This is a genomic window from Kribbella speibonae (assembly GCF_004331375.1).
GTDB classification, from domain to species: Bacteria; Actinomycetota; Actinomycetes; order Propionibacteriales; family Kribbellaceae; genus Kribbella; species Kribbella sindirgiensis.
In genome coordinates this window covers 194824-219899 of sequence record NZ_SJKC01000006.1, presented here as the reverse complement: position 1 = coordinate 219899, position 25076 = coordinate 194824, and the positions used below count along the sequence as shown (strand labels likewise).

Annotated in this window: 25 protein-coding genes; 8 read left to right on the top strand and 17 right to left on the bottom strand. The window is 68.2% G+C overall.

Annotation, left to right across the window (positions count from 1 at the left end; all coding sequences use genetic code 11):
• Nucleotides 1–19: 19 nt before the first annotated feature.
• On the bottom strand, nt 20–985 hold the full coding sequence (locus E0H92_RS35460) for an NAD(P)-dependent alcohol dehydrogenase (protein ID WP_238153239.1): 966 nt from the start codon (nt 983–985) through the stop codon (nt 20–22).
• A 133-nt stretch (nt 986–1118) separates the two neighbouring features.
• On the opposite strand from E0H92_RS35460, the gene E0H92_RS35455 reads away from it, so the two are divergent.
• On the top strand, nt 1119–1778 hold the full coding sequence (locus tag E0H92_RS35455) for a TetR/AcrR family transcriptional regulator C-terminal domain-containing protein (RefSeq protein WP_131499320.1): 660 nt from the start codon (nt 1119–1121) through the stop codon (nt 1776–1778).
• Nucleotides 1779–1791: 13 nt separating this feature from the next.
• Here the strand turns inward: E0H92_RS35455 and E0H92_RS35450 are convergent, their stop codons facing one another.
• From E0H92_RS35450 to E0H92_RS35440, 3 genes are all read right to left on the bottom strand, one after another.
• Nucleotides 1792–2208: an NYN domain-containing protein gene (locus E0H92_RS35450; protein WP_202873993.1), complete on the bottom strand. Its 417-nt coding sequence runs from the start codon at nt 2206–2208 to the stop codon at nt 1792–1794.
• A gap of 104 nt (nt 2209–2312) precedes the next feature.
• Nucleotides 2313–3134, bottom strand: a complete 822-nt coding sequence (locus E0H92_RS35445; RefSeq protein WP_131499318.1) for an SDR family NAD(P)-dependent oxidoreductase — start codon at nt 3132–3134, stop codon at nt 2313–2315.
• A gap of 2 nt (nt 3135–3136) precedes the next feature.
• Nucleotides 3137–3730 carry a TetR/AcrR family transcriptional regulator gene (locus tag E0H92_RS35440; protein ID WP_131466634.1) on the bottom strand — a complete coding sequence of 198 codons (594 nt, stop codon included), beginning with the start codon at nt 3728–3730 and terminating at the stop codon, nt 3137–3139.
• Between the two features lie 88 nt (nt 3731–3818).
• Between E0H92_RS35440 and E0H92_RS35435 the strand changes: the two genes are divergently transcribed.
• Nucleotides 3819–4541 (top strand): SDR family oxidoreductase, encoded by a 723-nt coding sequence (locus tag E0H92_RS35435; protein ID WP_131466635.1) that lies wholly within the window; start codon nt 3819–3821, stop codon nt 4539–4541.
• A 120-nt stretch (nt 4542–4661) separates the two neighbouring features.
• Here E0H92_RS35435 and E0H92_RS35430 read toward each other — a convergent pair whose 3' ends face one another.
• The 8 genes from E0H92_RS35430 to ssd all read right to left on the bottom strand — a co-directional run bounded on the left by E0H92_RS35430 (nt 4662) and on the right by ssd (nt 11066).
• Nucleotides 4662–5282, bottom strand: coding sequence for a response regulator transcription factor (locus E0H92_RS35430; RefSeq protein WP_131466636.1), 621 nt, complete (start codon nt 5280–5282; stop codon nt 4662–4664).
• A gap of 186 nt (nt 5283–5468) precedes the next feature.
• Nucleotides 5469–5903: a pilus assembly protein TadG-related protein gene (locus E0H92_RS35425; RefSeq protein WP_131466637.1), complete on the bottom strand. Its 435-nt coding sequence runs from the start codon at nt 5901–5903 to the stop codon at nt 5469–5471.
• A complete protein-coding gene (locus E0H92_RS45610; RefSeq protein ID WP_131499317.1) occupies nt 5900–6538 on the bottom strand; it encodes a TadE family type IV pilus minor pilin in 639 nt (212 codons plus the stop codon). The genes E0H92_RS35425 and E0H92_RS45610 overlap by 4 nt, the downstream gene beginning before the upstream one ends.
• 121 nt (nt 6539–6659) lie before the next feature.
• Nucleotides 6660–7115 (bottom strand): DUF4244 domain-containing protein, encoded by a 456-nt coding sequence (locus E0H92_RS45605; RefSeq protein WP_275670122.1) that lies wholly within the window; start codon nt 7113–7115, stop codon nt 6660–6662.
• Between the two features lie 174 nt (nt 7116–7289).
• Complete coding sequence (locus tag E0H92_RS45335) at nt 7290–8006, bottom strand: type II secretion system F family protein (protein ID WP_238153246.1); 717 nt, start codon at nt 8004–8006, stop codon at nt 7290–7292.
• Nucleotides 7991–8806 (bottom strand): type II secretion system F family protein, encoded by an 816-nt coding sequence (locus E0H92_RS45685; protein ID WP_131466640.1) that lies wholly within the window; start codon nt 8804–8806, stop codon nt 7991–7993. Before E0H92_RS45685 ends, E0H92_RS45335 begins: the two co-directional genes overlap by 16 nt.
• On the bottom strand, nt 8803–9981 hold the full coding sequence (locus E0H92_RS35400) for a TadA family conjugal transfer-associated ATPase (RefSeq protein ID WP_131466641.1): 1179 nt from the start codon (nt 9979–9981) through the stop codon (nt 8803–8805). The genes E0H92_RS45685 and E0H92_RS35400 overlap by 4 nt, the downstream gene beginning before the upstream one ends.
• Nucleotides 9982–9995: 14 nt before the next feature.
• Entirely contained in the window at nt 9996–11066 is a 1071-nt protein-coding gene (ssd, locus tag E0H92_RS35395) for a septum site-determining protein Ssd (RefSeq protein WP_131466642.1), read from the bottom strand.
• Nucleotides 11067–11268: 202 nt separating this feature from the next.
• On the opposite strand from ssd, the gene E0H92_RS35390 reads away from it, so the two are divergent.
• Together E0H92_RS35390 and E0H92_RS35385 are read left to right on the top strand one after the other, a co-directional pair.
• Complete coding sequence (locus E0H92_RS35390; protein WP_131466643.1) at nt 11269–12996, top strand: glycosyl hydrolase family 18 protein; 1728 nt, start codon at nt 11269–11271, stop codon at nt 12994–12996.
• Nucleotides 12997–13024: 28 nt separating this feature from the next.
• Nucleotides 13025–14566: a glycoside hydrolase family 18 protein gene (locus tag E0H92_RS35385; RefSeq protein WP_131466644.1), complete on the top strand. Its 1542-nt coding sequence runs from the start codon at nt 13025–13027 to the stop codon at nt 14564–14566.
• 36 nt (nt 14567–14602) lie between these two features.
• Here the strand turns inward: E0H92_RS35385 and E0H92_RS35380 are convergent, their stop codons facing one another.
• A complete protein-coding gene (locus E0H92_RS35380; RefSeq protein ID WP_238153248.1) occupies nt 14603–15376 on the bottom strand; it encodes an SGNH/GDSL hydrolase family protein in 774 nt (257 codons plus the stop codon).
• Between the two features lie 89 nt (nt 15377–15465).
• Nucleotides 15466–16353 carry a LysR family transcriptional regulator gene (locus E0H92_RS35375; protein WP_131499316.1) on the bottom strand — a complete coding sequence of 296 codons (888 nt, stop codon included), beginning with the start codon at nt 16351–16353 and terminating at the stop codon, nt 15466–15468.
• 71 nt (nt 16354–16424) lie between these two features.
• Here E0H92_RS35375 and E0H92_RS35370 point away from each other — a divergent pair, with 71 nt between their 5' ends.
• Both E0H92_RS35370 and E0H92_RS35365 read left to right on the top strand, forming a co-directional pair.
• On the top strand, nt 16425–17636 hold the full coding sequence (locus tag E0H92_RS35370; RefSeq protein WP_131466646.1) for an MFS transporter: 1212 nt from the start codon (nt 16425–16427) through the stop codon (nt 17634–17636).
• Nucleotides 17637–17640: 4 nt separating this feature from the next.
• A complete protein-coding gene (locus tag E0H92_RS35365) occupies nt 17641–18090 on the top strand; it encodes an aminoacyl-tRNA deacylase (RefSeq protein WP_131499315.1) in 450 nt (149 codons plus the stop codon).
• A gap of 32 nt (nt 18091–18122) precedes the next feature.
• On the opposite strand, the gene E0H92_RS35360 is transcribed toward E0H92_RS35365, so the two are convergent.
• Both E0H92_RS35360 and E0H92_RS35355 read right to left on the bottom strand, forming a co-directional pair.
• The gene (locus E0H92_RS35360; protein WP_131499314.1) at nt 18123–19025 is read right to left on the bottom strand and encodes a helix-turn-helix transcriptional regulator; all 903 of its coding nucleotides are present in this window, start codon (nt 19023–19025) and stop codon (nt 18123–18125) included.
• Nucleotides 19026–19027: 2 nt separating this feature from the next.
• Nucleotides 19028–20704 carry a chitinase gene (locus tag E0H92_RS35355; protein WP_131499313.1) on the bottom strand — a complete coding sequence of 559 codons (1677 nt, stop codon included), beginning with the start codon at nt 20702–20704 and terminating at the stop codon, nt 19028–19030.
• Between the two features lie 417 nt (nt 20705–21121).
• On the opposite strand from E0H92_RS35355, the gene E0H92_RS35350 reads away from it, so the two are divergent.
• Nucleotides 21122–21919, top strand: a complete 798-nt coding sequence (locus E0H92_RS35350; protein WP_131499312.1) for an HAD family hydrolase — start codon at nt 21122–21124, stop codon at nt 21917–21919.
• A 285-nt stretch (nt 21920–22204) separates the two neighbouring features.
• On the opposite strand, the gene E0H92_RS35345 is transcribed toward E0H92_RS35350, so the two are convergent.
• Nucleotides 22205–22981, bottom strand: coding sequence for a Fic family protein (locus E0H92_RS35345; protein ID WP_131499311.1), 777 nt, complete (start codon nt 22979–22981; stop codon nt 22205–22207).
• 24 nt (nt 22982–23005) lie between these two features.
• Between E0H92_RS35345 and E0H92_RS35340 the strand changes: the two genes are divergently transcribed.
• The gene (locus E0H92_RS35340) at nt 23006–25063 is read left to right on the top strand and encodes a bifunctional glycosyltransferase/CDP-glycerol:glycerophosphate glycerophosphotransferase (RefSeq protein ID WP_131466652.1); all 2058 of its coding nucleotides are present in this window, start codon (nt 23006–23008) and stop codon (nt 25061–25063) included.
• Nucleotides 25064–25076 lie beyond the last annotated feature (13 nt).

Genomic DNA, 25076 nt, shown 5'->3' with positions numbered 1-25076 from the left:
GCCTGGGATCTGTGGGTCGTCACGGGACGGTGATGACGAGCTTTCCTCGCGCGTGGCCCTCGATCAGGTAGCGGATGGCCTTCGGTGCCTCTTCGAGCGGGAACTGCCGGTCGACGACCGGGCGGACCTGCCCGGACTCCAGCAGCGGGGTCAGGTCGAGAAGGAACTCGTGCTTCTCGGTGTTGACGAAGGTGCCGAGTCGCTGGCCGATGAACGGGGACAGCAGCATCGCCCGGAGCTGCCGGTCAGTGCCGCCGAGCCACTTCCCGTCGGTCTCGCCGCCCATGATGACGAGCGTTCCGGTCGGGGTGAGGATCCGGCGCAGCCGGGACAGGCGGGTGTTTCCGGCGATGTCGAGGATGACGTCGTACCGGATGCCGGAGGCTGTGAAGTCCTGCCGGATGTAGTCGACGACCTGATCCGCGCCGAGCGACCGGACCAGGTCGAGTTTCGTGGTGCTGCACACGGCGGTGACCTCGGCCCCGAACGCCTTGGCCAGCTGGACCGTGTAGCTGCCCACTCCTCCCGACGCTCCGGTGATCAGGACCTTGTCACCGGACTTGATGCGTCCGTGGTCGCGAACACCTTGGAGCGCGGTCATCGCCGAAATCGGGACCGCCGCGGCCTGTTCGAACGTGAGGTTCGCCGGCTTGAGGGCGAGCTTGGCCTCCGGGCAGCGGGTGTACTCCGCGAACGTGCCCTTGCCGACGCCGAACACCTCGTCGCCGGGCCGGAACCGCGTAACGTCCTTGCCGATCGCCTCGACGACCCCGGCGACATCCATGCCGATCACGGGATTCTTCGGTGCACGGACGCCGTACCCCGCGAGCCGGATCGGATAGGGCAGTCCGGCCATCAGGTGCCACACCCCGCGATCGACACCGGCCGCGCGGACCCGCACCAGTACCTCGTCGTCGCCGATCTCGGGCTTGTCGATCTCGCGGAGTTCGAGAACCTCCGTCGAGCCGTAGTCCTCCTGCGTCATGGCCAACATCTGCTTTCCCCCTGCGGACACGCCGGTTCCGACCGGCATCGCAGCATACTTACAATGTATGCTTACGTTGTAAGCTACGCCTGTTCGGCGCACTCGTCCAGAGCCGACTGTCAGAAGGAGTTCGATGCCAACCCCGACCGGACCGAAGAGCGAGCGCCGCATCCCCCTCAACAGGGAGCAGGTACTTCGAGCGGCGATCGCACTCGCCGACCAGGACGGGATCGAGTCGCTGACGATGCGGAAGCTCGGTCAGGCGGTCGGGGTCGAAGCGATGTCGCTGTACAACCACGTCAGGAACAAGAGCGACATCCTCGACGGCATCGTCGACGTCGTCCTGGGCGGTATCGATGTACCGCCGGCCGGCACGCACTGGAAGACCGCCATGCGGCGACGGTCGATCTCGGCGCACGAAACGCTGCTGGCGCACCCCTGGGCGGCGATGCAGATCATGTCGCGGTTCAACATCGGACCGGGCATGACCCGCTACCTCGACGCGACGCTGGGACGACTGCGCGAGGGCGGCTTCTCGATCACCGGCGCGCTCGACGCGTGGCACACCCTGGACAGCCACCTGTTCGGGTTCACGCTCCAGCAGCTCAACTTGCCCTTCGGCGCCGATGAGGCCCCGCAGGTGTCAGCCAGCGTGCTGGGCGGGATCCCGGCGAACGAGTACCCGTACGTCGCCGAGGTCATCGGTCACGTGATGCGATCCGGCCGGGTGGAAGATTTCGAACTCGGTCTCGACCTGATCCTCGACGGCCTGGAACGAACCCTGCAGCCCTGACGACGCTGCTGAGCTATTCGGGTAGTGCGTCGAGCTCATCCAGTAGCCAACTGGGTCCGGTCGCGGTGGCGCCGGACTGTTCGACTCGCCGACGGAGTTCGCGGTCCGCGGTGACCACGGTGACTGCAGGATGATGCGACTGCGCAACGGCCTCGGCGGTCACGCTCACGATCGTGTCGTCACCCGACGCCGGCGCGAGCACCACCCGAACGCGACCGATCTCAGGCGCACCATCTTCCGACACAGCCCGGCAAGCAGCACCCTCCAGCACCACAACCACGTCCGTATCAGGCAACCGCTCCTGCAACGCCGCCAACCGAGTCAGCAACCGCCGAGCCGCCCCCACCCGATCCCGCCACCACCCATCCGGGCGTGACCCGACCACATTCGCAGCATCAACAACAACGACCTGACTCCGCCCACCATCCACCACACCCAGTCTGCCCCTCCAACCAGACCATCGACCGCATCTAGCTGGCGCGGGTCATGACGTCGACCGCGCCCATCGGTGGCGTCCAGTCCCGTCGGCGCGGTTCATGCGGGGTGCGTGGTGAGCCTTGAGCTGAGATCCCAGACCTGCTGTTGGACCCTGGCATCGTAAGCGTCCGGGTGGGCCCGAGCGACGCTGGTGCGGTCGTAGAACTGCCCGGTGACGCCTTCGAGTTCGGGAGCGAGGACGAGACGCAAGGTCGCCTTCAGTCCTGTTTCGAGGGAGTCGATGCTGTACCCGACCGAGTCCAGGACCATCTTGGTCGGCATGTACGTCGCCGGGTGCAGGGCGTTGACCGTGACGCGCTGCGGGTCGAGTCGCCTGGCGAGCAGGAATCCGGTGGTGATCATCGCCAGTTTGGACTGACCGTAGGCGCGGACGCCGGTATAGCCGTGCTCGAGCGACGGATCGTTGAGGTCGATCGGGCTTTGGCCGATCGAGGCGACGTTGACGATACGTGCGGGGGCCCCGCGGTCGAGCAGCGGCAGGAGACGCTGGGTCAGGGCGAACGGAGCGAGATGGTTGACCGCGAAGCGAAGCTCGTTCCCGTCGACGGTGACCCGACGGTCCGTTCCGTCGGGTTCGCCGGCACCGATTCCGGCGTTGTTGACCAGCACAGAGATGTGATCGGCCAGCCCTGCGATCTCGTCGGCCACGCGACGTACTTGCGCCAGCTCGGAGAAGTCAGCTCGGACAGTCTGGACCGATGCTTCGGCGTCGGCCAGCGTGCCGGCCAGCTCGTCGAGCCGAGCCTGGTCCCGCCCATGGAGGATCAGCTTTGTCGCGGGTTCACGGGCCAGCGCGCCGCTGAGCGCGCGCCCCAGGCCGTCGGTTGCTCCGGTGACGACGATGACCCGTTCAGACATGCCTACTCCTTCCCAGGACGGCCGGTCAGTAGTTGCTCGATGCCGACGATGTCGTCTTGGTCGAGCAGGCGCTCGGTGGCGAGAATCCGGTACCAGATCAGACCGAACACCACGTCGGCGGCGAACGCGCCGCTCAGACGATCGGGCTTGTCGCCGCGGGCCGCGGCGCGCTCGACGATGGTCTCGAGCGCCGCCCTGCGCTTGCTCAGGAAACCGTCGCGGAAGCGTCGGCGGAAGTCGGTGTCGCGCTGCGCCTCGGCCATCAGGGAGCGCAGGACGGGAGCCACTCCCGGGAACGCCAACAGGGCCGCGGAGTCCTGCAGGAACGCGTCCAACTCCGCCTCGAACGAGCCCTGGTCCGCCGTCGACACCTTCAGATCGGCCTTGAGCGCCAACGCTTCGAGCAAGACATCTGCCTTGGTGGGCCACCAGCGATACACGGTCTGCTTGCCCGCCCCGGCGCGGGCGGCGATGCCTTCGATCGTGAGATCTGGGTAGCCGACCTCAGTGGTGAGCTCGTACGCCGCAGTGAGGATCGCGAGTCTGGTCTGCTCGCTGCGCCTGCGGCCACGAGCGGGCGTCGAAGTACTGCTCATGAGCTTCACCCTAACCCCTAACGAGACGCGACGTCTAGAAATAGTGTTACCGTTGACGAGACGGAGCGTCTCGAATTGAGGAGTCAGCATGTCTACAGCACTTGTCATCGGCGGCACGTCGGGTATCGGTCTGGCGGTCGCCGAGCAACTGGCCCGTCGGGGAGGCTTGGTCCACGTCGCCGGCCGCAACCCCGAACGCTTGGAGAAGGCGATGACGGCCATCGATGCCGCCGTACCCGGGGAGGTCCAAGGGCACGTTCTCGACGCGGCTGACGCCGGGGCGGTCGCTGCGCTTGCGGCGAGCATCGGTCCGATCCGCCACCTGGTCATTACCCTCGCGGGCAGCGGCGGGGCCGGTCCGCTCAGCGACCTTCCCCTGGACGGCTTGCGGCAGGCGTTCGATCAGAAGTACTGGCCAACGGTCATCGCGCTCCAGGCCACGCTCGCTCACCTCAGCGAGGACGCCTCGATCACGCTCGTCGGCGCAGTCACGGCACGAGCCGCCATGCCCGGAACTGCCGGAATCGGTTCACTCAACGCCGCCATCGAAGGCCTCATCCAGCCACTCGCTGCCGAACTGGCGCCCGTCCGGGTGAACGCCGTCTCACCCGGGTACGTCGACACGCCATGGTGGGACGGACTCGACCCCGAAGCACGAACGACCTTCTTCAAGCAGGCAGCCGAGAGCCTGCCCACCAAGCGGATCGCCACGGCCGCGGACATCGCCGAGGCGATCGTGCTACTGGCCACCAATCCCAACATCACCGGGACCGTCCTCGAAACAGACGGCGGCGCACGCCTAACCGCCTGACCCCCGCGCACACCGAGCCGCCCCGGCCCGCCATGGCCAGCAAACCTCCGACGAACCGCGGGCGGCCGGGGCCGGCGTCGCTGGCTTCAGACCGGCGTTGCCAACGTTTGGGCTCAGGACCTAGTCAAGGAGCCAGCCGTTTCGTTCCGCAATCTCGATGGCGTCGGAGCGGGTGTGTGCGCCGGTCTTGCCGATCGCCGACCAGAGCCGGGTGCGGACGACCCGCTCGGACACGTCGAGTTCCTGGGCCATGACCGCAACCGATCCGCCGTCGCGTGCCGCGCGCAGCGTGTCGGTCTCGTCCGCATTCAACGGAGTCTCGGAGTACCTGAGGTTCTCGGCCGCGAGGTTCGCGTCGACCACCCGCAGACCGAGGTGCACCCGCCGTACCGCATCCGCCAGTTGCGGCGCCGGACTGCCCTTCAACGCGAACCCCTTCGCCCCGGCATCGAGCCCGCGACGCAGATGCACCGGCCGCCCGTACGTCGTGAGCATCACGACCCGGCACTCCGGCATCGACGTACGCAACCTGGTCGTGACGGTGATGCTGTCGCTGCCCGGACCGCCCGCATCGACCAGCGCGACGTTCGCACGGTGCCGTTTGGCCGCACCGACGACATCGTCAGATCGGTTGAGCTCGGCAACGATCTCCAGATCGCGCTCGCGCTCGAGACCGCTGCGAAGCAAGCCTCGGCTGAGGATCTGGTCGTCGACCAGCAGCAGCCGAATCCGGTTGGGCAAACGAGCCTCCGAGGTAACCGACCGGGCGTCGGGGAAGTACGTCCGGGAAGATGAGCAGTACTCGGTTCCCGATCATGGAGCGCCCTCCCGTACGTCGTCCACATCAACGCGGCATCTCTACCAGATTGCGACCAGATCGCGATCACACCAGAACCGAGCGCGCAACGAGTGGTTGACGAGACGAGCTCACAGCGGCCCGGCACGCGCCGCCGCGGTCAGGGTTGGACGCGTCACCCGGAGGTCTAGCTCAAGCGCCACTTCAACAGTCACTGCGCCGGCTGCGACAACACACTCAGCCAACCGCACCTTGTTAAGCACCGCGATCCGCTCTGCTGTCACACAAGGCGCGGCGGGCAGCGCCTTGCCCTCGGGCTCAGCGGTGCCGAGGGATTCTGCGGTGGCGTGGGATGGGGCGGTCCTGAGGGATGGTTCGGTCTCGAGGGGCTGGGTGGTGGCGAGGGATTGGGCGGCGCTTAGGGCGGTTAGGTCGGCTGCGGCGGTGAGTTTGTGGCGGGCGGTGGAGATCGCTGACCAGAGGATCGCTGCGGTTAGGGCTGTGAAGAGGAGCATGACGGCGAACAGGGTGTGGAGTGTGGCGCTGCCTCGTTCGGTGCGGGTCATGGCGTGTCCGGTTCCGCTTGGAGGGTGGCGGTTGCAGTGAGGCGGGTGGGAGACAGGAAGGCTAGGAGGGGCGGTTTGTGGGCGGGAGTGGCGGTGACTGTCACTTGGATGTCTGATGCATCGCGATGGATGACGATCGTCCCCGCGGGCACGGTGCGGTGACCGATCGCCTTTGCCTGATCGACCGACTCGCCACGTGCGACAGCCCGAGCTACATCGCGGGCGGCATCGATGCAGCGGATGTTCAGGACGACGAGACCGACAGACCAGATACCCAACAGCAGAAGAGAAACCAGCACAGGCAGCGCCAACGCCATCTCGGCCGTAACAGCCCCGCCCTGACCTCGAACCCCACGGCCAGCCCGAACCACGGGCCCAGCCCGGCTCGCACGCCCGCCTCGAGTCACCGGGCCGCCCCGGGTTGCGTCGTCAGCTCGGGCCGCGAGGTTGGCTGCGGTCGCGGGCTCGGCTTGGGTTGCGGGCTTGGCTTTGCCGGCGTGGTCGGGTCGGGTTGCGGGCTTGGTTTTGCCTGAGTGGTCGGGTCGGGTTGCGTGGGTGATTGTGAGGGCCGGGCGGGGTGCTGTGGGTTGTGCGGTGGGGGTTTGTGGGGGCGTTGAGGCTCGGTGGTGGGGCATGGGGTCCTTTGGGTGGCGGCCGGTCGTGGAGGGGGCATCGACCGGCCGCCGGACTGAGGGGGTGTCGGCTCGGCGGCGTCGTATGGCCGCCCGCAGGTGCGTGCGTGCCGGGCAGGGCGGGTCAGAGGTGTACGCCTTCTACGCCGGCGAGTTTCAGGCCGTAGTTGATGATCGATTTGAGGGCGTTCTGCATGGCTGGGGATCTGAGGAGGGCTACCAGGACGCCGCCGATGGCGCAGGCGCCGACGATCATGATGGCGTACTCGGCCGTTACGGCTCCGCGTTCTGCGCGGTGGCGGAGGCGGTTGATGCCTTTGCTGTAAAGGCGTCTGATGCCCGTGCTGCGGGTGCGGTCAGCTCCCACTTGGCGGATGAGGCTGGGTCCTGTGGTGTGGCGGGGGTTGGCTGCTGCGCCGCGGGTGCGGAGGGCTCGGAAGGGGGTGAGGCGTGGGCGGCGTACGCGGGTGCTGGTGTCGGGGGTGTTGGGCTCCGGTTGGTTGCGGGGGTAGGGGACGGGGTGCGGGGTGGCTTGGGTGGGGTGCGGCTGGTTGGTGGTGGCAACTGCGGGCGTGGGCATTTGGGCCTCCTGCGCGGGTGGGCTGCGGGGGTTGTCTATCAACATGCCGTCGTGGGATCTCCTTTTTTCAAAGGAGTTCTGGGCTGTGGATAAGAGGGCTCGGCGGGTGGCGGGTTGCTGGTCCGCTGGCGTCGTACACCCGGCAGTGGACACATAAGCCGCCAACTGGGTGGGTTAGGGGTGGAGGAGGTTGGGGATCAGGGCGTCGGCGATGGTTGGGACGATTGAGAGGAGGACGAAGGCGGGGAGGAAGCAGAGGCCTAGGGGGACGGTGGCTCGGGATTCTGCGGCTCGGGCTTGTTGGTCGGCGGTGTGGTGGTGGGATCGGCGGGTCTCGTCGGCTAGGTGTTCGAGGGTTTTGGAGAGTGGGGCTCCGGAGCGGAGTGAGCGGGTGATGGCTCGGGCCATGGGGGCGCAGGATGGTTCGGTGCGTAGGTGGGCCCAGGCGGTGGTTGGGTCGGCTCCTAGCGCCAGGTGGTGGGCGATTTTGGTGAAGACGTCGGCTAGGGGTCCGGGGAGGGCTTCGGCTACGAGGGTTAGGGCGTGTTGGGGTGGGCGGCCGGCTCGGAGGCAGGCGGTCAGGAGATCTATCGCTAGCGGGAGGTCTCGGGCTATGCGGGCGTTGCGGTGTTTGGTGGTGGCTGGTTCTAGGCGGGAGAGGGCTCGGGGGATGGTGTAGTACGCGATCGCGGCTGGGAGCAGGCCCCAGGGGAGGCCGATGAGTGTGAGTGCGGCGAGGGTCGCGGCGGCTGCGGCTAGGTGGTGGGATCGCGGGGATTGGGTGCGGGCGCGAGGTTTCGGTGGGGTCAGTCGGCGGAGGTTGGGGTGGGGTGGGATCAGGAAATAGATGCTTAGAGCAACAGCTGTGGCTGCGGTCAGGGCGTGGAGCATCCGGAGTCTCGTGGGGTGGCGATTTTGGTGGTCCAGTGGAGGCCGGTTGTGGTTAGGGCTAGGCCTGTGGTTAGGCAGAGCCAGCCGGGTGGAGTGGTGGTTAGGAAGGTGAGGGGGTGGGCTCCAAGGAGGTAGCCGAGGGTTATGCCGAAGGCTGGGAGGGTGGCGAGGATTCGGGCGGTGGAGCGGGCGCCGGCGAGGCTGGATTCGGTTTGGCGGTGGATTGCTTCGTCGGCTCGGAGGTGGTCGGCGAGGCGTTCGGTGAGGGTGGCGAAGGCGGCGCCGGATTCTTCGGTGACGCGCCAGGCTGCGGCGAGGGCGCGGAGGCTGGTTGCGCCTGGGCGGCGGGAGGCGCGGGTCAGGGCTGCGGGGACGTCGGCGCCGAGTTTGGCTGCGGCGTGGGGTAGTTCGAAGTCGGGGCTGATGGAAGCGGCGCCTTCCAGGGCGGCGATGGGTGGGCGTCCGGCGGTGAGGTCGGCGGAGAGTACGTCGAGGGCTTCGATGATGTTGGCTCGTCGGGTTGCGATTGATTTCTGTCGTCGGTGGTGGGCTCGTTGGTGGGCGATCAGGGCGAGTACAGCTGCTATTGCGAGGGCAGTGACGAAGGCTTGGGTTCCCAGGAGGGCTGCCGCTAGTGCAGTTGGTGGGGCTAGGAGCCAGATACGGGAGCTGAGGTAGTGGCGGGTTCGTTGGGGGCGGGTAGCCGGAGGTGTCAGGCGGTGGAGGCCTGGGGATCGGGGCGGGAGGGCGAACGTGCAGGTGACGAGGGTTAGCAATGCGGCGACGGCGGCTGGGGTCATGCGGCGCCTGCGGGGGTTGCGTGGGCGGGCTTGGTGAAGAGGTGGGACGGCGGGTGCAGGGTGAGGGTGTTGTCGGGGTGGAAGGTGACGGCGGGGTGGGTGGTCAGGGAGCCGTTGAGGGGTCTTGTGAGGGTGTGGATCTCGGTGATTCGGCGGTGGCCGGTGGCGGTTCGGGTCAGGTGGATCACGGCGTGCAGGGCAGAGGCTGCCTGACTGTGGACGGCGGACTGGGACAGGCCGGCCAGGGCGCCTAGGGCTTCCAGGCGAGCGGGGACGTCCGAGGCAGAGTTGGCGTGGATGGTGCCGCAGCCGCCTTCGTGGCCGGTGTTCAGGGCGGTCAGGAGATCTACTACTTCGGGGCCTCGGACCTCGCCGACGACCAGGCGGTCGGGGCGCATGCGGAGGGCTTGCCGGACCAGGTCTCGCAGGGAGATCTCGCCGGTCCCTTCGATGTTCGGTGGTCGGGCCTCCAGGCGGACCACGTGGGGGTGATCGGGGCGGAGCTCGTTGGCATCTTCGACCAGGACGAGGCGTTCAGCGGGATTTGCCAAGGAGAGCAGGGAACTGAGGAGAGTGGTCTTGCCCGTGCCGGTGCCTCCGCTGATGAGGAAGGCGAGGCGGGAGTCGAGGAGGTCTTGGAGGATGGCGGCGCCTGCTTGCGGGAGGGCGCCGGCGGTGACCAGGTCGTCGAGGGTGAAGACCTTGCGGGACGGGACGCGCAGGGACAGGCAGGTTCCTGGGGCGGCGATCGGGGCGAGTACGGCGTGGAAACGGGTGCCGTCGGACAGGCGGACGTCGACGTACGGGGTGGAGTCGTCGAGGCGACGGCCTGCTGCTGCGGCAAGGCGGGTGGCCAGCCGGCGGATGGCGGGTTCATCTCCGGTGCGGATGGCGACGAACTCGAGGCCGCGGCCGCGATCGATGTAGACCTCGTCGGGGCCGTTCACGAGGATGTCCGTGACGCCGGGCTCGGCCAGCAGGCTGTCGAGTGGGCCGGCTCCTAGGGCTTCTCGGCGCAGAGCGGTGACCACGGCCAGGACCATGGCGTCGCCGCAGACGGTGCCGCCGGCGCGAAGAGCTGCTGCTACGTGGACTGGAGTCGGCTCGGCGCCAGTGAGTGCGAGGGTGGTGCGGACGCGGTCGAGCAGACCTGCAGGTACGACGGTGTTGGTCATGGAGGCACCCGTCTTCACACTGGGCTAGGTGGAGGGAAGAGGTTCAGGAGGGTGGTGGCGGTCCGGGTCAGGGAGCTTCGGGGGTTGAGGGGGAGGTGACCTTGATCCATGGCGGTGGCGAGGCCTCGGACGTGGCCGAGTTTTGTTGCTAGCGGCAAGGAGAGATGGGTGGCGACGTCGGTGGGTGCCAGGCCGGGGCGGGAATCCCGGGCTACGACGCGGAGGTCGCCGGCGACGGCTCGGAGAGGGCCGGAGAGGCGTTTGGCGGCTGCGACCGAGCGGACGTCGCAAGGGACGACCAGAAGGGTCGCTGTGGAGCGGATGAAGCCCTCTTCCACGGCGGGATCCGCGCGGCGCGGCAGGTCGAGGACGACCAGGTCGGTGCTGCGCTGGGCGGCCCCGATCACCGAGCTCATCGTGTCCGGCGGCAGGACCGTGACGCCCGACTGATCCCAGGACAGGACTGACAGTCCGTCGACGGAAGGCAATGCGGAGCGGAGGGCGGCGGCGCTGACTCGACCGGAAGCGTTGAGGAGTTTGGGCCAGCGGTCGCCGGGGTCGTGCTCGATGCCGAGGGCAAGCTCGACGCCGCCGCCGAGCGGGTCGCCGTCGATCAGCATCGTGCGGAACCCGCGCCGGTTGCCGAGGACGGCCACCGCGGCGGCGAGTGTGGTCGAGCCTGCTCCCCCGCAGCCGCCGACGAATGCCAGGGTGACGGCGGAACGGTCGGCGCCGTCCAGGGCATCGGCAAGCTTGCCGGCGAGCAGCGGCTCGTCGTCGGGTAGCCGGCAGACGGCATCGGCACCGACATCGAAGGCGCACCGGTAGAGGTCGTCGCCGTCCGCGGCCGAGCCGACGACGACCACTCCTGGCCGGTGCGCGGGTTGAACCCGGGCCAGCGGCTCGGCGAGGTCGCGGCCGATGACGACCAGTGGGCTTGTGTGCCACTTGCGCCGCAGGCCGAGCAGATGCGTCTCAACCTGGGGCGTGACGGACGCGGCCGCGGACAGCCGGAGCAGGTCGTCGAGCAGGGTTTCGTTGGTAGTTGCCATCAGCACCGATGGGGGTGGTGAATTCGTGTCCATACCAAGAACATGCCGTTGCCGGGCCGCTTCCGGGAACGCGATCGGCTCCTTGTGGACAAAGGATTGTCGGGTTTCCGTCAGCAGCGGGAACCCGCCACGACGAGCCCGCGACCAACCCGCCGGGAACAGTTACCGTTCCTTTCGAAGCGTCTTTAACTAAATTTCACCGGACCGCTTCCGCCCCATCGCTCCGGAGGAACAGATGAGTCGATTACGCATGCTCGCCGCCACAGCCACCGTCGCGGCCACCGCCCTGATCACCGCCGCCGGCGTCTCGCTCGCAAGCCCTGACGCCACCACGGCGAACGCAGCCGTCGCGGCACCGCAGGCGACCAGCGGCGGCGTCAAGACGGCGTACTTCACCCAGTGGGGGATCTACGCCAACGCCTTCTATCCCAAGAACCTGATCACCACCGGAGCCGGCGCGAAGCTGGACTTCCTGAACTACGCGTTCGCCAACATCGATCCGGTCAACCACACGTGCTTCATGGCCAACAAGGCCGCGTCGCAGGACGAGAACAACCCGAACGCCGGTGACGGCGCCGGGGACGCGTTCGCCGATTACGGCAAGTCGTACGGCGCGGACATCAGCGTCGACGGCGTCGGCGACGTCTGGAACCAGCCGATCCAGGGCAACTTCAACCAGCTCAAGAAGCTGAAGGCGAAGGTGCCCAACCTGAAGATCCTGATCTCGATCGGCGGCTGGACGTACTCGAAGTACTTCTCCGACGCCGCCTCCACCGACGCCAAGCGCAAGGCGTTCGTCAGCTCCTGCGTGAACATGTTCCTCAAGGGCGACCTGCCGGTGATCGACGGCTTCGGCGGTCCCGGTACGGCGGCCGGCATCTTCGACGGTGTCGACATCGACTGGGAGTACCCGGGCTCGCCCAACGGTCACGTCGGCAACCACTACAGCGCGGCCGACAAGCAGAACTTCACGCTGCTGCTGGCCGAGTTCCGCGCACAGCTGGACGCGTACGGCGGCCAGACCGGCAAGAGGTACTACCTGACCGCCGCTACCCCGGCCGGCCAGGACAAGATCGCCACGATCGAGACCGACAAGATCGGGCAGTACCTCGACTACAACAACGTGATGACGTACGACATGCACGGCGGCTGGGAGGCCACCGGGCCGACGAACTTCCAGGACCCGCTCTACACGGCGCCGAACGATCCGAGCAACCCGATCCCACCGGGCCAGGGCAAGTACTCGGTCGACTCCGCGGTGAAGGCGTGGACCACCGGCGACCCGGCGTACGGCATCCCGGGCGGGTTCCCCGCGAACAAGCTGACCATCGGATACCCCTTCTACTACAGGGGATGGAAGGGTGTGCCGGCCACGGACAACGGTAAGTACCAGACCGCGACCGGACCGGCCGATGGGCACGCGCTGAGCGGCAACGTGCCGGGGGTCTCGTTCTACAAGGAGCTCACCGGCTTCGTGGACAACCCGTCCGCCACGCACTTCGACGACGCCACCAAGTCGTCCTGGTTCTACAGCAACGGCACGTTCTGGTCCGGTGACAACGCCCAGTCGATCAAGGCGAAGGCCGACTATCAGCACTGCAACGGGCTGGCCGGCGCGATGATGTACTCGCTCGAGGCGCTGGACCCGGGAGTCACCCTCTTCAACAACGTGGTCGACTCCGTCAACGCCGACACGGCCGGCTGCAGCGGACCGCCCACCACTCCGCCGACGACGCCTCCTACGACGCCGCCGACCACACCTCCCACCACACCGCCCACGACTCCCCCGACGACGCCGCCGACCACTCCGCCCGGCACGGCGACCCCGTGGGCCCCGAACACGACGTACGCGACCGGTGCGCTCGTGAGCTACGACGGCGTCACCTACAAGTGCATCCAGGGCCACACGTCCCTGGTCGGCTGGGAACCGCCGAACGTCCCCGCACTCTGGGGCCGGGTCTGATCACGTACCGCCCACTGATCGGAGCATCATGAAACGCATCACCTTGGCGATAGCGGCCGTCACGGCCGTGGTCATCGCCCTGCTGACCGCACAGGCAGCGAACGCGGCAGGTGTCACTGCCAGCTTCACCAAAGTGTCCGACTGGGGCAGCGGCTTCGAGGGCAAGGTGACCGTCACCAACGGCACCACCAGCTCTCTCAGCACCTGGTCGGTCGCGCTGGACTTCCCGTCCGGCTACAGCGTCAGCTCGACGTGGGACGCCATCCACACCAGCAGCGGACAGACGCACACGTTCACACCGCCGAGCTGGGCCGGTCCGCTGGCTCCCGGCGCGACTGTCTCGTTCGGCTTCAACGGCAGCCCGGGGAACTTCCCCGGCCTCGCCGCGTGCCGCTTGAACGGCGGTTCGTGCTCAGGCGGCGGTGGCGGCACCGTCCCGGGCGCTCCCACAGGCCTCTCCGGTACGGCGTCCGGTACGTCGGTGAACCTGAGCTGGTCCGCTGCATCCGGAGCCACCAGCTACAACGTGTACCGCAACGGTACGAAGGTCGGTTCGCCGACTGGTACGTCGTACACGGACTCCGGTCTCAGCGCGAACACGTCGTACAGCTATCAGGTCAGCGCGTCCAACAGCGCCGGTGAGGGCGCGAAGAGCAGCAGCATCTCGGTCACCACCGGCACCGGTGGCGGGAACACGGGGACCAAACGGGCCGCGCCGTACCTCTACATGGGCTGGGGCGACCCGCCGAACCCGGCGACCGTGATGAACGCGACCGGCATCAAGTGGTTCACCATGGCGTTCATCCTGTCGTCCGGTGGCTGCAACCCGGCCTGGGACGGCAGCCGCCCGCTGCAGGGCAGTGCCGACGCGACCGCGATCTCGCAGATCCGTGCGGCCGGCGGCGACATCGTGCCGTCGATCGGCGGCTGGAGCGGCAACAAGCTCGGGCCGAACTGCAGCACGCCCGAGGCGCTGGCCGGCGCGTACCAGCAGGTCATCAACGCGTACGGCCTGAAGGCGATCGACGTTGACATCGAGAACTCCGATGAGTTCGAGAACGAGGCCGTCCAGGACCGGATCCTGAACGCACTGAAGATCGTCAAGCAGAACAACCCGGGGATCCAGACCATCCTCACCTTCGGTACGTCGACCACCGGTCCGACGTACTACGGCAACCGGCTGATCGACCGGTCGAAGGAACTCGGCGCGAATATCGACATCTTCACGCTGATGCCGTTCGACTTCGGCAGCTCGAACATCTACAACGACACGGTCGGCGCGTCCACCGGCCTGAACAACAAGCTGAAGTCCACCTTCGGCTGGTCCACCGCGGAGGCGTACGCACACCAGGGCATCTCCGGGATGAACGGTCTGTCCGACCAGCAGGAGATGACCACGACCGCGACCTGGCAGAACATCACCAACTGGGCGAAGAGCAACGGGCTCGGCCGGCTGGCGTTCTGGTCGGTCAACCGGGACCGCGGCTGCGCCGGCGGCGGCGTGGTGTCCAACTGCAGCGGTATCGCCCAGGGCGACTGGGACTTCACCCGCATCACTGCAGGCTTCTGAGAAACAGGACGGCTGGGTGCGGCGTCAGCGCCGCACTCAGCCGGCCTTGATCGCTTCGATGATCAGGCCGTTGCGGGCGTTCTGCCCGAGCGGGACCGACGGGTGCAGGCCGTCGCGGAGCAGGCGGGCCAGGCGGTTGGGGCTGGAGGCCAGGTGCTCGGCCCAGTGCACGATCCGCAGGTTGTCGTAGCGGCGCTGGGCGTCGGCGAGCTGCAGGTTGATCCAGGCGCTGTTGCGCTGGTCCGCGACCTTGATGTCGGGGCCGTGTGCGGTGCGGGCCGCCTGTACGTTGACCCAGTACACGATCCGCTCCTCGCCGACGATCCCCATGGTCCGATCGACCTGGGCCTCGACGGCGGGCGGCGTGAAGATGTCGTTGGACCCGACCGACATCAGGATCCGGTGCGGCAGGCCGTACTGCTGCGCCCAGAGGTCCAGTGCGTCGACCGCCGGCGTCACCGGCCGTCCGGCCCAGTTGTGGACGGCGATGCTGATCCCGAGCTGGGTCAGCTGCCTGGCCAGCGCCGGCCCGTCCTGGACGCCGATGCTGTCGCCGAACATGAAGACGCCGTCGGTCTCCCGGGTCTTGCGGATCTGCTGCTCGTTCGAGATCGCCCGCGCCTGGCGCTCCCACGCACCGAGCACACCGGAGCCGTAGGCGCCGAGGGAGAGCAGCCCACTCGAGGTCGCCACCGGGGAGCCTGGGACTGCCTCTGCCGCGGTGGCGGCGACCGTCGACGCAGCTGCCGCGGTCCCGGCCGCGAACAGCAGCCGGCGACTCGGCCGGAACGAACCCAGACGCTTCCTCACGAGGGCAAGGGTGCGGGGGAAAGCCCTCTCTGTGCAAGTCGACACCGCGAAATTGGGACGAACGCTACGGAAGTCACCGTCATCAAAAGTCAACTGGCCGTCACCGGGCGCGATCGGACGAACGTCCGGAACCGCTCGGCCGCGGGCGTCAGCGGCATGCTCTGCCGCCACGCCATCCCGATCTCCCGCCGGGCCCGTACGCCGGCCAGCGGGACGGAGACCGCGCCGCTGTCGTTCCCGCGGACCGCACCGGCGGGCAGGATCGCCACACCGAGACCGGCACCGACCAGACTGTCGATCGTCGCGAGGTCGGTGGCCTCGAACGCCAACCGCGGGCTGAACCCGGCCTCCTGGCACAGCCGGTCCGTCACCCGCCGGAAGCCGAACCCGGGCTGCAGACCGACGAACGCCTCGTCCTCGGCCGCCTCCAGCTCGACCTGGCGGCGGGATGCCAGTGCGTGACCTGGCGGCACGTGGAGATGCAGCCGCTGCCGCTCGAGCAGGTGCCAGCCGAAGCGTGCGGGGTCCGGCCGGGGCGCGATGATCGCGATCTCGGCCTCACCGCTCTCCAGGTCCTGAACGATGTCGTGCGCCGGCTCCTGCCGCAGCGCGAACCCGATGTTCGGCGCCACCGCCCGGAAGGCCTTCAGCAGGTCCGGCAGCAGGCTGGTCGCGACCGAGTGCAGGAACGCGAGCCGTACCGTGCCCGACTCAGGGTCGAGCAACGCGTCGATCCGGCGCTTCGCCGTATCCACCGCCGTGGTCCCCGCCCGCGCCGCCTCCAGTACGAGCCGCCCGTACGGATTCAGCCGTACGCCGCGACGCTCCCGCTCGAACAGCGGCACCCCGAACGCCCGCTCGACCCGCTGCAGCGACCGGGACAGGTTCGGCTGACTCGTCCCCAGCGCGGCGGCCGCCTCGGTGAGGTGTTCGGTCTCCGCGAGGACGACGAACCACCGCAGATCCTCGACATGCATGCGGCAATCGTATCGATTTCTGCTGAGATCGACATTTTACGTATCGCTCCAGCCGTGCGACCGTCGAAGACATGCACCAGTCCGTCGCCCGCCAGACCGGGTACCTGCCCGGAGACCCGGAGTACCGCAAGCTGTCGGTCGCACTGTTCGCGGCCGGGCTGGCGACGTTCGCTCTGCTCTACAGCACCCAGCCGTTGCTGCCCCAGCTGGTCGACGCATTCCACGTCTCGCCCAGCCAGAGCGCGTTCAGTGTGTCTTTCGCGACCTTCGGCCTCGGTCTGGCGTTGCTGATCGCCGGTCCGGCGTCCGAGGTGCTCGGACGGACCAATCTGATGCGCTGGTCGGTCGCCGCGACGTCGGTGTTCGCGCTGCTCAGTGCGTTCGCGCCGACGTGGCACCTGCTGCTCGCGCTGCGCGGTCTGCAAGGAATCGCGATGGCAGGGCTCCCGGCGGTCGCTATGGCGTATCTGCGCGAAGAGGTGCACCAAGACAGCCACGCGCGGGCCAGCGGCCTCTACATCGCAGGCACGGCGGTCGGCGGTATGGCGGGACGCCTCATCGCAGGCGGGTTGTCGGACCTCGGCGGCTGGCGGTTCGCGACCGCCGGGATCGCTGTGGTCGGCGTACTGTGCGCAGCTGTCGTCTGGCTGTTGCTGCCTGCGTCGCGGAACTTCCACCCGAGTGCCGCGCGGCCGCACGACCTCTTCCGGGTACTGCGGGACCCGGCGCTGCTCGCGCTGTACGGGATCGCTGCGACGGCGGTCGGCGCGTTCGTGGCTGTCTACAACGGGGCGGTGTTTCGGCTCTCCGGGTCGCCGTACGAGCTGAGCGCCGGTGCTGCGGGACTGGTCTTCTGTGTCTACTTGCTTGGCTCAGCCGGGTCCGCCACCGCTGGGACGCTGGCGGATCGCTACGGCAGGCGCAAGGTGGTGCCGATCGGGTGCCTGATCACGCTGGCTGGTGTGGCGATCACTCTGGCGGCTCCGCTGCCGCTGATCGTGCTGGGTCTGGCTGTGATGACCGCTGGCTTCTTCGCGGTGCACGGGGTCGCCAGCGGCTGGGTACCTGCCCGCGCGCACGCGAGCGGCGTCGGGACCGGCCAGGCGTCGAGCATGTACCTCTTCTCGTTCTACCTGGGGTCCTCGGTCTTCGGAGGGCTTGCCGGTACGGCGTGGAGCCGCGCGGAGTGGAATGGGGTGGCGGGCGAGGCTGGAGTGTTGTTCCTCGTGACGCTGGTGCTCGCGCTGCTGCTGAAGAACGTTCCCAGTCGGGTGCAAAACTAGGCGGGTGACCAAAGCGACCGACGCGGCTGACCAGTTGGGGCTCTCCTACGAGGTGACCAGGCATGGCCGGGTGAACTCGCTGGAGGAGGCCGCGGCAGCGCGTGGCATCGAGCCGGCGCGGCTGATCAAGACGATCGTGGTGCGGCTGTCGGACGACGACTACCGGTTCGTGCTCGTGCCGGGTGACCGCGAGATCGCGTGGCCGAAGCTGCGGACCTTGCTCGGAGTGAATCGGATCTCGATGCCGGACAAGGACACGGCGTTCGAGGTCACCGGCTACGTCCGGGGGACGATCACACCGCTCGGGAGCACGCGTGAGTGGCCGGTGATCGCGGACGAGCGGATCACCGGGACCATCTCGATCGGCGGCGGTGACCACGGGGTCGGGATCACCGTCGAGGCGGAGGCGCTTACGAAGGCGCTAGGCGCCACCGTGGCGGACGTAACCGACTGAACTCAGGCGAAAGAAGAAAGATATAAGTGTGGCTAGACGAGTAGGCCTTGTTGGCCGGCTCGGAGGCCGGCTTGGAAGCGGGTGGTGGCGTCCAGGGCCTTGAGGATGCGTTGCATTCGGCGTTCTACGGTCCGTTGGGCCACGCCTAGGCGGCGGGCGATGGCTTGGTCTGTCAGGCCGGCGGCTGCCAGCGACAGCAACTGTTGGTCTTCGGTGCTCAAAGGCCCTTCCGAGACCGACGGAGTCAGCGGACTGGCCTGTCTCCACAGCAGGTCGAACAGCCGCAGGAGCGCGTCCAGGAGGCTGGACGGGCCGAGCTCTACGACAACGTCCGGCCCGGTCGGGAGGAGCGCGGTACGGCGATCTACGACGACCAGTGTCAGCGGTACGTCACGCAGCATCCGGCAGCAACCCGACGACCTGGCCGCGACCAGATCGCCGGGCTCGGACAGCGACGCCATGTCGTAGATCATCCGATAGGTCACGCCGTGCGGGGCGGACACGGCGTACGGCAGGCGGTCCAGTACGAGTACTTCGTCCTGTGCGCACTGCTGTGCCTGGTAGAACCGCTGGGCGATCGCCTCGGCGCCACGGATGACTCGGAACGCGTCGGGCTGTCTGAACTCGGCCGTCAGCGCCGCGGCACCCAGTCGAGCCTCCACGATCGCCGCCTGCTTCCGCAGCGCGAGCAGCTCGACGGCAGCCTCGGGTACGGCGGGCACGTAGCGGGCGGGACGGCCTGGCGTTCGGGACGCCAGGCCGAGGGACAGTAGTGACCTGAGGTGCCGGCCGACGCGATTGGCCGGCCAGTCGACTGACAAGGCCAGAGAAGTCGCCGTGGACTCCGGGCGGGCCAGAAGCGCCCGGTAGAGCTGCTCGTCCTCCGAGCAGACACCGAGCGCCTCCAGCAGCGGAGCCGGTCGATAGTTGTGCATGGTCAGGGCAGTGCGTGGACGTGGCCGCCGACCTGGGTCGCGAACTGGTTGCCGTTCGACGCGTCCCAGTTGGTCGACCAGGTCATCGCACCGCGCAGCGACGGCCAGGGGGTGCTCGGCTTGTAGTTCCCGCACCCGGTGCCCTTGGTGAGGCAGTCCAGCGCGTTGTTGACCACAGTCGGCGACACGTACCCGCTCCCGGCCGCTTGCGACGACGCCGGGAGGCCGAGGCCGACCTGATCGGGCCGCAGTCCGCCCTGCAGCATGATGCAGGCCTGGGCGGTGATGAAGTCGACCGAGCCCTGCGAGTACACCTGTCCGTCGCAGCCGTTCATCGAGCCCGAGTTGTAGTACTGCACGTTGACGATGGTCAGGATGTCCTTGATCGCCAGCGCGAGCTTGAAGTACTCGAACGAGGTGCTCTGCATGTCGATGGTCTGCGGCGCCATGGTGATCACCAGCCCGCTGCCGAACTGACTCTGCAGCGAACGGAGAGCCTGACCCATGTACTGCGCGTTGACCCCGTTCTCCAGGTCGATGTCGATCCCGTCGAACCCGTACTCCCGCAGCACCGAGAGAGCGCTCGACGCGAAGTTGGCGGCGGCCGTAGGGTCGGCGACCGAGATGGTGCCGTTCTGACCGCCGACGGACAGGATGACCTTCTTCCCGGCCGCCTGCTTCGCCGCGATGTCGGCCTTGAACTGCGCGACCGTGTACCCACCGAGCCCGGCGCTGTCCAGGTTGAACGTGATCCCGCCCGGCTTCGACGCGTCGGCGTCCGCGAAGGCCACCGCGATCAGGTCGTACGCCGCCGGTACGTCGGAGATCTTCTGCACCGTCGCGCCGTTGTTGAAGTTCTGCCAGTACCCGGTGAGCACATGGGCGGGCAGGCTGCCGACCGGAGGATTGGTGCCGCCGTCGGACGTGGTGCCCGACACCGCCGCGCCGTACGCCGAGCAGTTGCCGCTGGGGTCACACGCCCGGACCTTGAACGAGTACGTCGTGGCAGCCGAAAGACCCGTCGCGGTCCAGCTGGTGACGTTGCCGACGCTCTGCGCGGCCCCGGTCCCTCGTACGACGTCGTAGTGGTCGATGCCGTTCGCGTCGGACGCGGCGGACCAGGTCAGCTTGAGCGAGCTCGAGGTCGGGCTACCGACCGCCAGACCACCCGGGGTCGACGGCGGCGTGGTGTCCGGAGCGCCGCCGGGGCCGTCCAGTACGACGTCGTCGACCTGGTACGCCGGGAGCGCGTACCAGCTGTGCACGTAGATCGTCACGGAGGACGAGGCGCCGGTGGTGAACGGCACGGTCAGCTGGCTCCACCCGGACGATGTCGTCCACGTACTGGGACCACCGTCCACTCCAAGGTAGACGTTCGATCCCTTCACCCACGCCGACAGCGTGTACGCCGTATTGGGCTGGACCGCTATCGACTGGGAGCACTTGGCGATGTCACCGGAACTCGGCGTCGCCGACAGGGCGTAGGAACCGGAGTGTGGCGCGGACGTCGTGACGCCGCCGGCCGGGCACGACCAGCCGGAGAGCGTGCCGGACTCGAAGCCGGCGTTCGTGACGAGATTGGTGGCCGCGGAGGCCGGACCGGGGACCAGGAAGGCCATGACAACGGCGAGCAGGCTGATGACGACCGCTGCCTGGGGGCGGTACGCAGGCGGTTTCATGTTCTACAACCTGTGACCAGGCAATTACATTGTCAAGACCCTGCATAAAGTGGGAACGCTCTCACGCGCAGAAAAGCGAGAATCTTTACGCATACTTGGCCTGATCGTAGAAAGGCGACGGCCCCCGGCGGGGGGGTGACCGGGGGCCGTCTTCGGCCACGGGCTCGGGGGGAGGAGCCGGGGGCCGTTCAGGAGGCGACAGTCTGCCACTGTCAGGGGGTATGTACCCCCCGAGTTCGGACTTCACACATCTCAGTTCGATTTCAACTGATTACGTGTCGCCCAGGCTCCAGTCACGCCCGATCGGGCGCTTCCAGCCAGTGTCACTGTCACACTGCTCACCAGTCTAACGGGATACCGGCCCACGCAAAAGCCCGGGTCCCCCGGCGTTTCGCCCGGCTGCCTATTCTCGACTCCATGGCGCACCCCGGGACCGCTCGATCGGCGGCTTTCTTCGATCTGGACAAGACCATTCTGGCCCGCTCGAGCACGCTGGCGTTCTCCCGGCCGTTCTACGCCGGCGGCCTGATCAACCGCCGGACCGTCCTGCGCAGCGCCTACGCCCAGTTCGTCTACCTGCTCGGCGGCGCGGACCACGACCAGATGGAGCGGATGCGGGAGTACATCTCCGCGATGTGCACCGGCTGGGACGTCGCCACGGTGAAGGCGATCGTCGCCGACACCCTGGACCACATCGTCCGCCCGATGATCCACGCCGAGGCGGTGGAGCTGATCGAGCAGCACCACGCGGCCGGCCGGGACGTGGTGATCGTGTCGTCGTCCGGCGCCGAGGTGGTGGAGCCGATCGGCGCGATGCTCGGCGCCGACCGGGTGATCGCCACCCGGATGGTTGTTGCCGACGGCAAGTACACGGGCGAGATCGCCGAGTACGCGTACGGTCCGCTCAAGGTGACCGCGATCGAGGTCCTGGCCGCGACCGAGGGCTACGACCTCGCCAGCTCCTACGGGTACTCGGATTCGATCACCGACGAGCCGCTGCTGGCGGCCGTTGGGCACCCCCACGCAGTCAACCCGGACAAGGCCTTGCGCCGGGTCGCGGTCGAGCGCGGCTGGCCGGTCCTGGAGTTCGCGGAGCCTGGCGAGCGGGTCGGTCTCCCCGCCGTACGGCGACCCGCGCTGGCGGCCGGTCTGGTCGCGGCGATCGCTGCCGGGGCGCTGCTGCTGGCCTCCCGGCGACGGTCGCGGACGAGCTGAAACCTGAAGCCGGCTTCATTGTTCTCAACTCCATGTAGGACTCCGTATCCCCTTCCCAGAAAGGGGTTTCAGGAGTACAAAGGAATCAACAAAGGGCCTTCGGGTCCGGTAGAGATTGCACGGCAACCCAGGTACCCACGCGGCGACCAGCCCATCCCAAACGGGCAGCGCGACCCAGGCTTTGTCCTGTGGCGGCAAACAGGTGCACGCATGGTAACCAGGGCGACGTGCCAGCGACGGCGTTCTCACTCGAGAGCGCCGTTCGCACGTTCTGCGAAGACAGACTCACGAGGTGGACAGCGGCGAGAGCTCGGCACCTTTTGTCACGACCTCGCAGGACCGCAGCAACCAATCACGAACGCCGGTCAATCCTCGCGCTGTGTAGTCGGTGAGGCCGGACACATAGGTCGCCCGCAACACATAGTGACCACCCTCCGGGACCGTGACCGCCACCGGGTCGATGCCTCGGGCAACCAACAGCAGGCGTTCGGCGGCCCGGGCGACGAGTCCGTTGGCCGCCGGGAAGGGCCGGAGGACGGCGAGCTCGGCGTGGACGATCGCCGCGACCACGAGACCGGGCGCCTTGGTCGGCCGGGTCAGGTTCTGCGCGAGGGCGCTCAGCCGTTCCCACATCTCGTCGGCACCGGGCGCGGGCGGCAGCCCCGGAATGTCGTCGGGCAGGGGCTCCGCACTGGTCCGGAGGTGGCCCAACTGGTCTTCTGACACCAGATCGGCCGCGGCCAACTGGTGCAGTCTGGTCCAGACCTGCACCGGCGCCTTGTCCACCTGCGACGCCAGTGCCATCAGCTCGCTGGTCATCCGGACCGCGCCTGAGACCAGTCCGTCGGCGTCACCTCGCCGTACCTCGTCCAAACCAGCCGTGCTGCCGGCCAGCGCCGCGGAGGCGTGCGCGCCGCGCAGCAGCGCCTCGGCGGTCATGTCCGAACCGACCCGGCGCAGACCGCGATCCCGGAGCAGTACGTCGACCGCGTCCCGGGCCGCCTGGGCCGCCGACCCGACCCCCTCGAGACCGGCCAGTGGCTCGAACACATCAACACTCATGCCCTGACCTTAAGATGACGAGGCATGGCCCCCAAGTTCAGCATCGTGGTCCCGTGTCATGCCTCGCGGGCCTGGCTGCGGCCGTGCCTGGACTCGGTGCTCGGGCAGTCGTTCACCGACTTCGAGGTGATCGGGGTGGACGACGCCGACCCGGACGGCTCCGGCCGGATCCTGGACGAGTACGCCGCCGCCGACGCGCGGGTCCGGGCGCTGCACCTGGACGAGAACGTCGGCCTCGGACTGGCCCGGAACGCCGGTCTGAAGGAGTGCCGCGGCGAGTACGTGCTGTTCCTGGACGCGGACGACACCTACGCGCCGGGGTCCCTGGCGGCGATCTCCCAGCGGATCGACGACACTCGCGGGCCGGACATCGTGCTGTTCGACTACGAGCGGGTCTTCTGGGACGGCCGGGTGCTGGGCAGCCAGCGGCACGACGCGTTCGCGCGTGAGGGCGCCGGGGTGTTCACGGCGGCCGAGCGGCCGATCTTCCTGACCTTCCTCGAGGTGGTCTGGAACAAGGCCTACCGCCGCCAGTTCCTCACCCGGCACGGCTTCGCGTTCACGAGCGGTTTCTACGAGGACGCGCCCTGGACCTACTCGACGATGCTGACCGCCGAGCGGATCGCCACGCTCGACCGGCTCGTCGTGCACTACCGGCAGCACCGGACCGGCGGCAACATCCACGCGACCAGCGGCCGCCGGCAGTGGGACATCTTCGACCAGTACGACCGGGTGCACGCGTTCATCCAGTCCGACCCGGAGCTGGCCGGGTGGCGCCGGTTCGCGTTCGACCGGTCGCTGGACCACATCCTCGCCGTCCTCGCCAAGCCGGAGCGGATCGACACCGACGACCGGGCCGAGTTCTTCCACGCGGCCCACGCGTTCGCCAAGCGCTGGAAGCCCGAGGGGTACGGCGCCGACCGGACGGCCCGGGGGTTCAAGCGCTGGCTGCTGATCCACGACGACTACGCGACCTACTCGACGCTCAAGCTGAGCGCGCGGATGCTGCAGGTCCCGAGCCCGCGCAAGACGGTCGGCAAGCTGCTGCGGCGCAGCAAGCTCGACCCGAACCTGGTCGCGTACGCCGCCTACTGGTTCAAGCAGTACGCCTGCAATCCGCGCGCGATCTACGAGAAGGCGGCCGAGCTGGCGCCGCACCTGCGCGGCGTGTGGGTCGTCGACAACGAGCACGTCGGCGCGATCCCGGAGGGCGTCGAGTACGTCGTCGCGGAGTCCCCGGCGTACGAGAAGCTGCTCGGCAAGGCGACGTACTTCGTCAGCAACATGAACTGGCCGAAGAACCTGGACAAGCGCGAGGGCCAGATCCACCTGCAGACCCAGCACGGTACGCCGCTGAGGACCGTGACGTTGCCGGACGAGGGCCAGGACGAGGTGATGCGCGAGGTCGACCGCTGGGACTTCAACCTGTCCTCGAACCGGTACTCCTCGGAGATCTGGGAGCGCACCTACCCGTCGTACTTCGAGGAGCTCGAGTACGGCTACCCGCGCAACGACCGGCTGCTGACCGCGACGCTCGACGAGGTCCGGGGGATCCGGGCCCGGTTCGGGTACGACGACTCGCACCTGGTGATCCTGTACGCGCCGACGCTCCCCGACCGGGTCGACCTGCGCCAACTGGCCGCCGCGGCGGGTGCGCACGCCCGCGTGCTGGTGGCGTCGCAGCATCCGCGGATCGAGGACCTGATGCTCGCGGCGGACGTACTGATCTCCGACTACTCGTCGATCACGTTCGACTATGCCAACCTCGACCGGCCGATCCTGCTGCACCTCGACCAGAACAGCCGGCGCGGCACGTACTTCGACATCGCCGAGTTCCCGCCCGGTGTGGTGGCCCGGTCCGCGGAGGAGCTGTACGCCGCGCTCCGGAACGGCACGTTCGCCGCACCCGAGGCGGCGAAGCACCGGCACCTGTACCGGGAGAAGTTCTGCGAGTTCGACGACGGCCGCGCGGCGGAACGCGTCGTACGGCGGGTGTTCCTGGGCGAGACCGACGTACCGGCGATCGCGCCGCTGGCCGAGCGGTCCCCGGCGCCGTCGGCGTACTTCGTGCATAATGGCTGACATGTCGATCAGC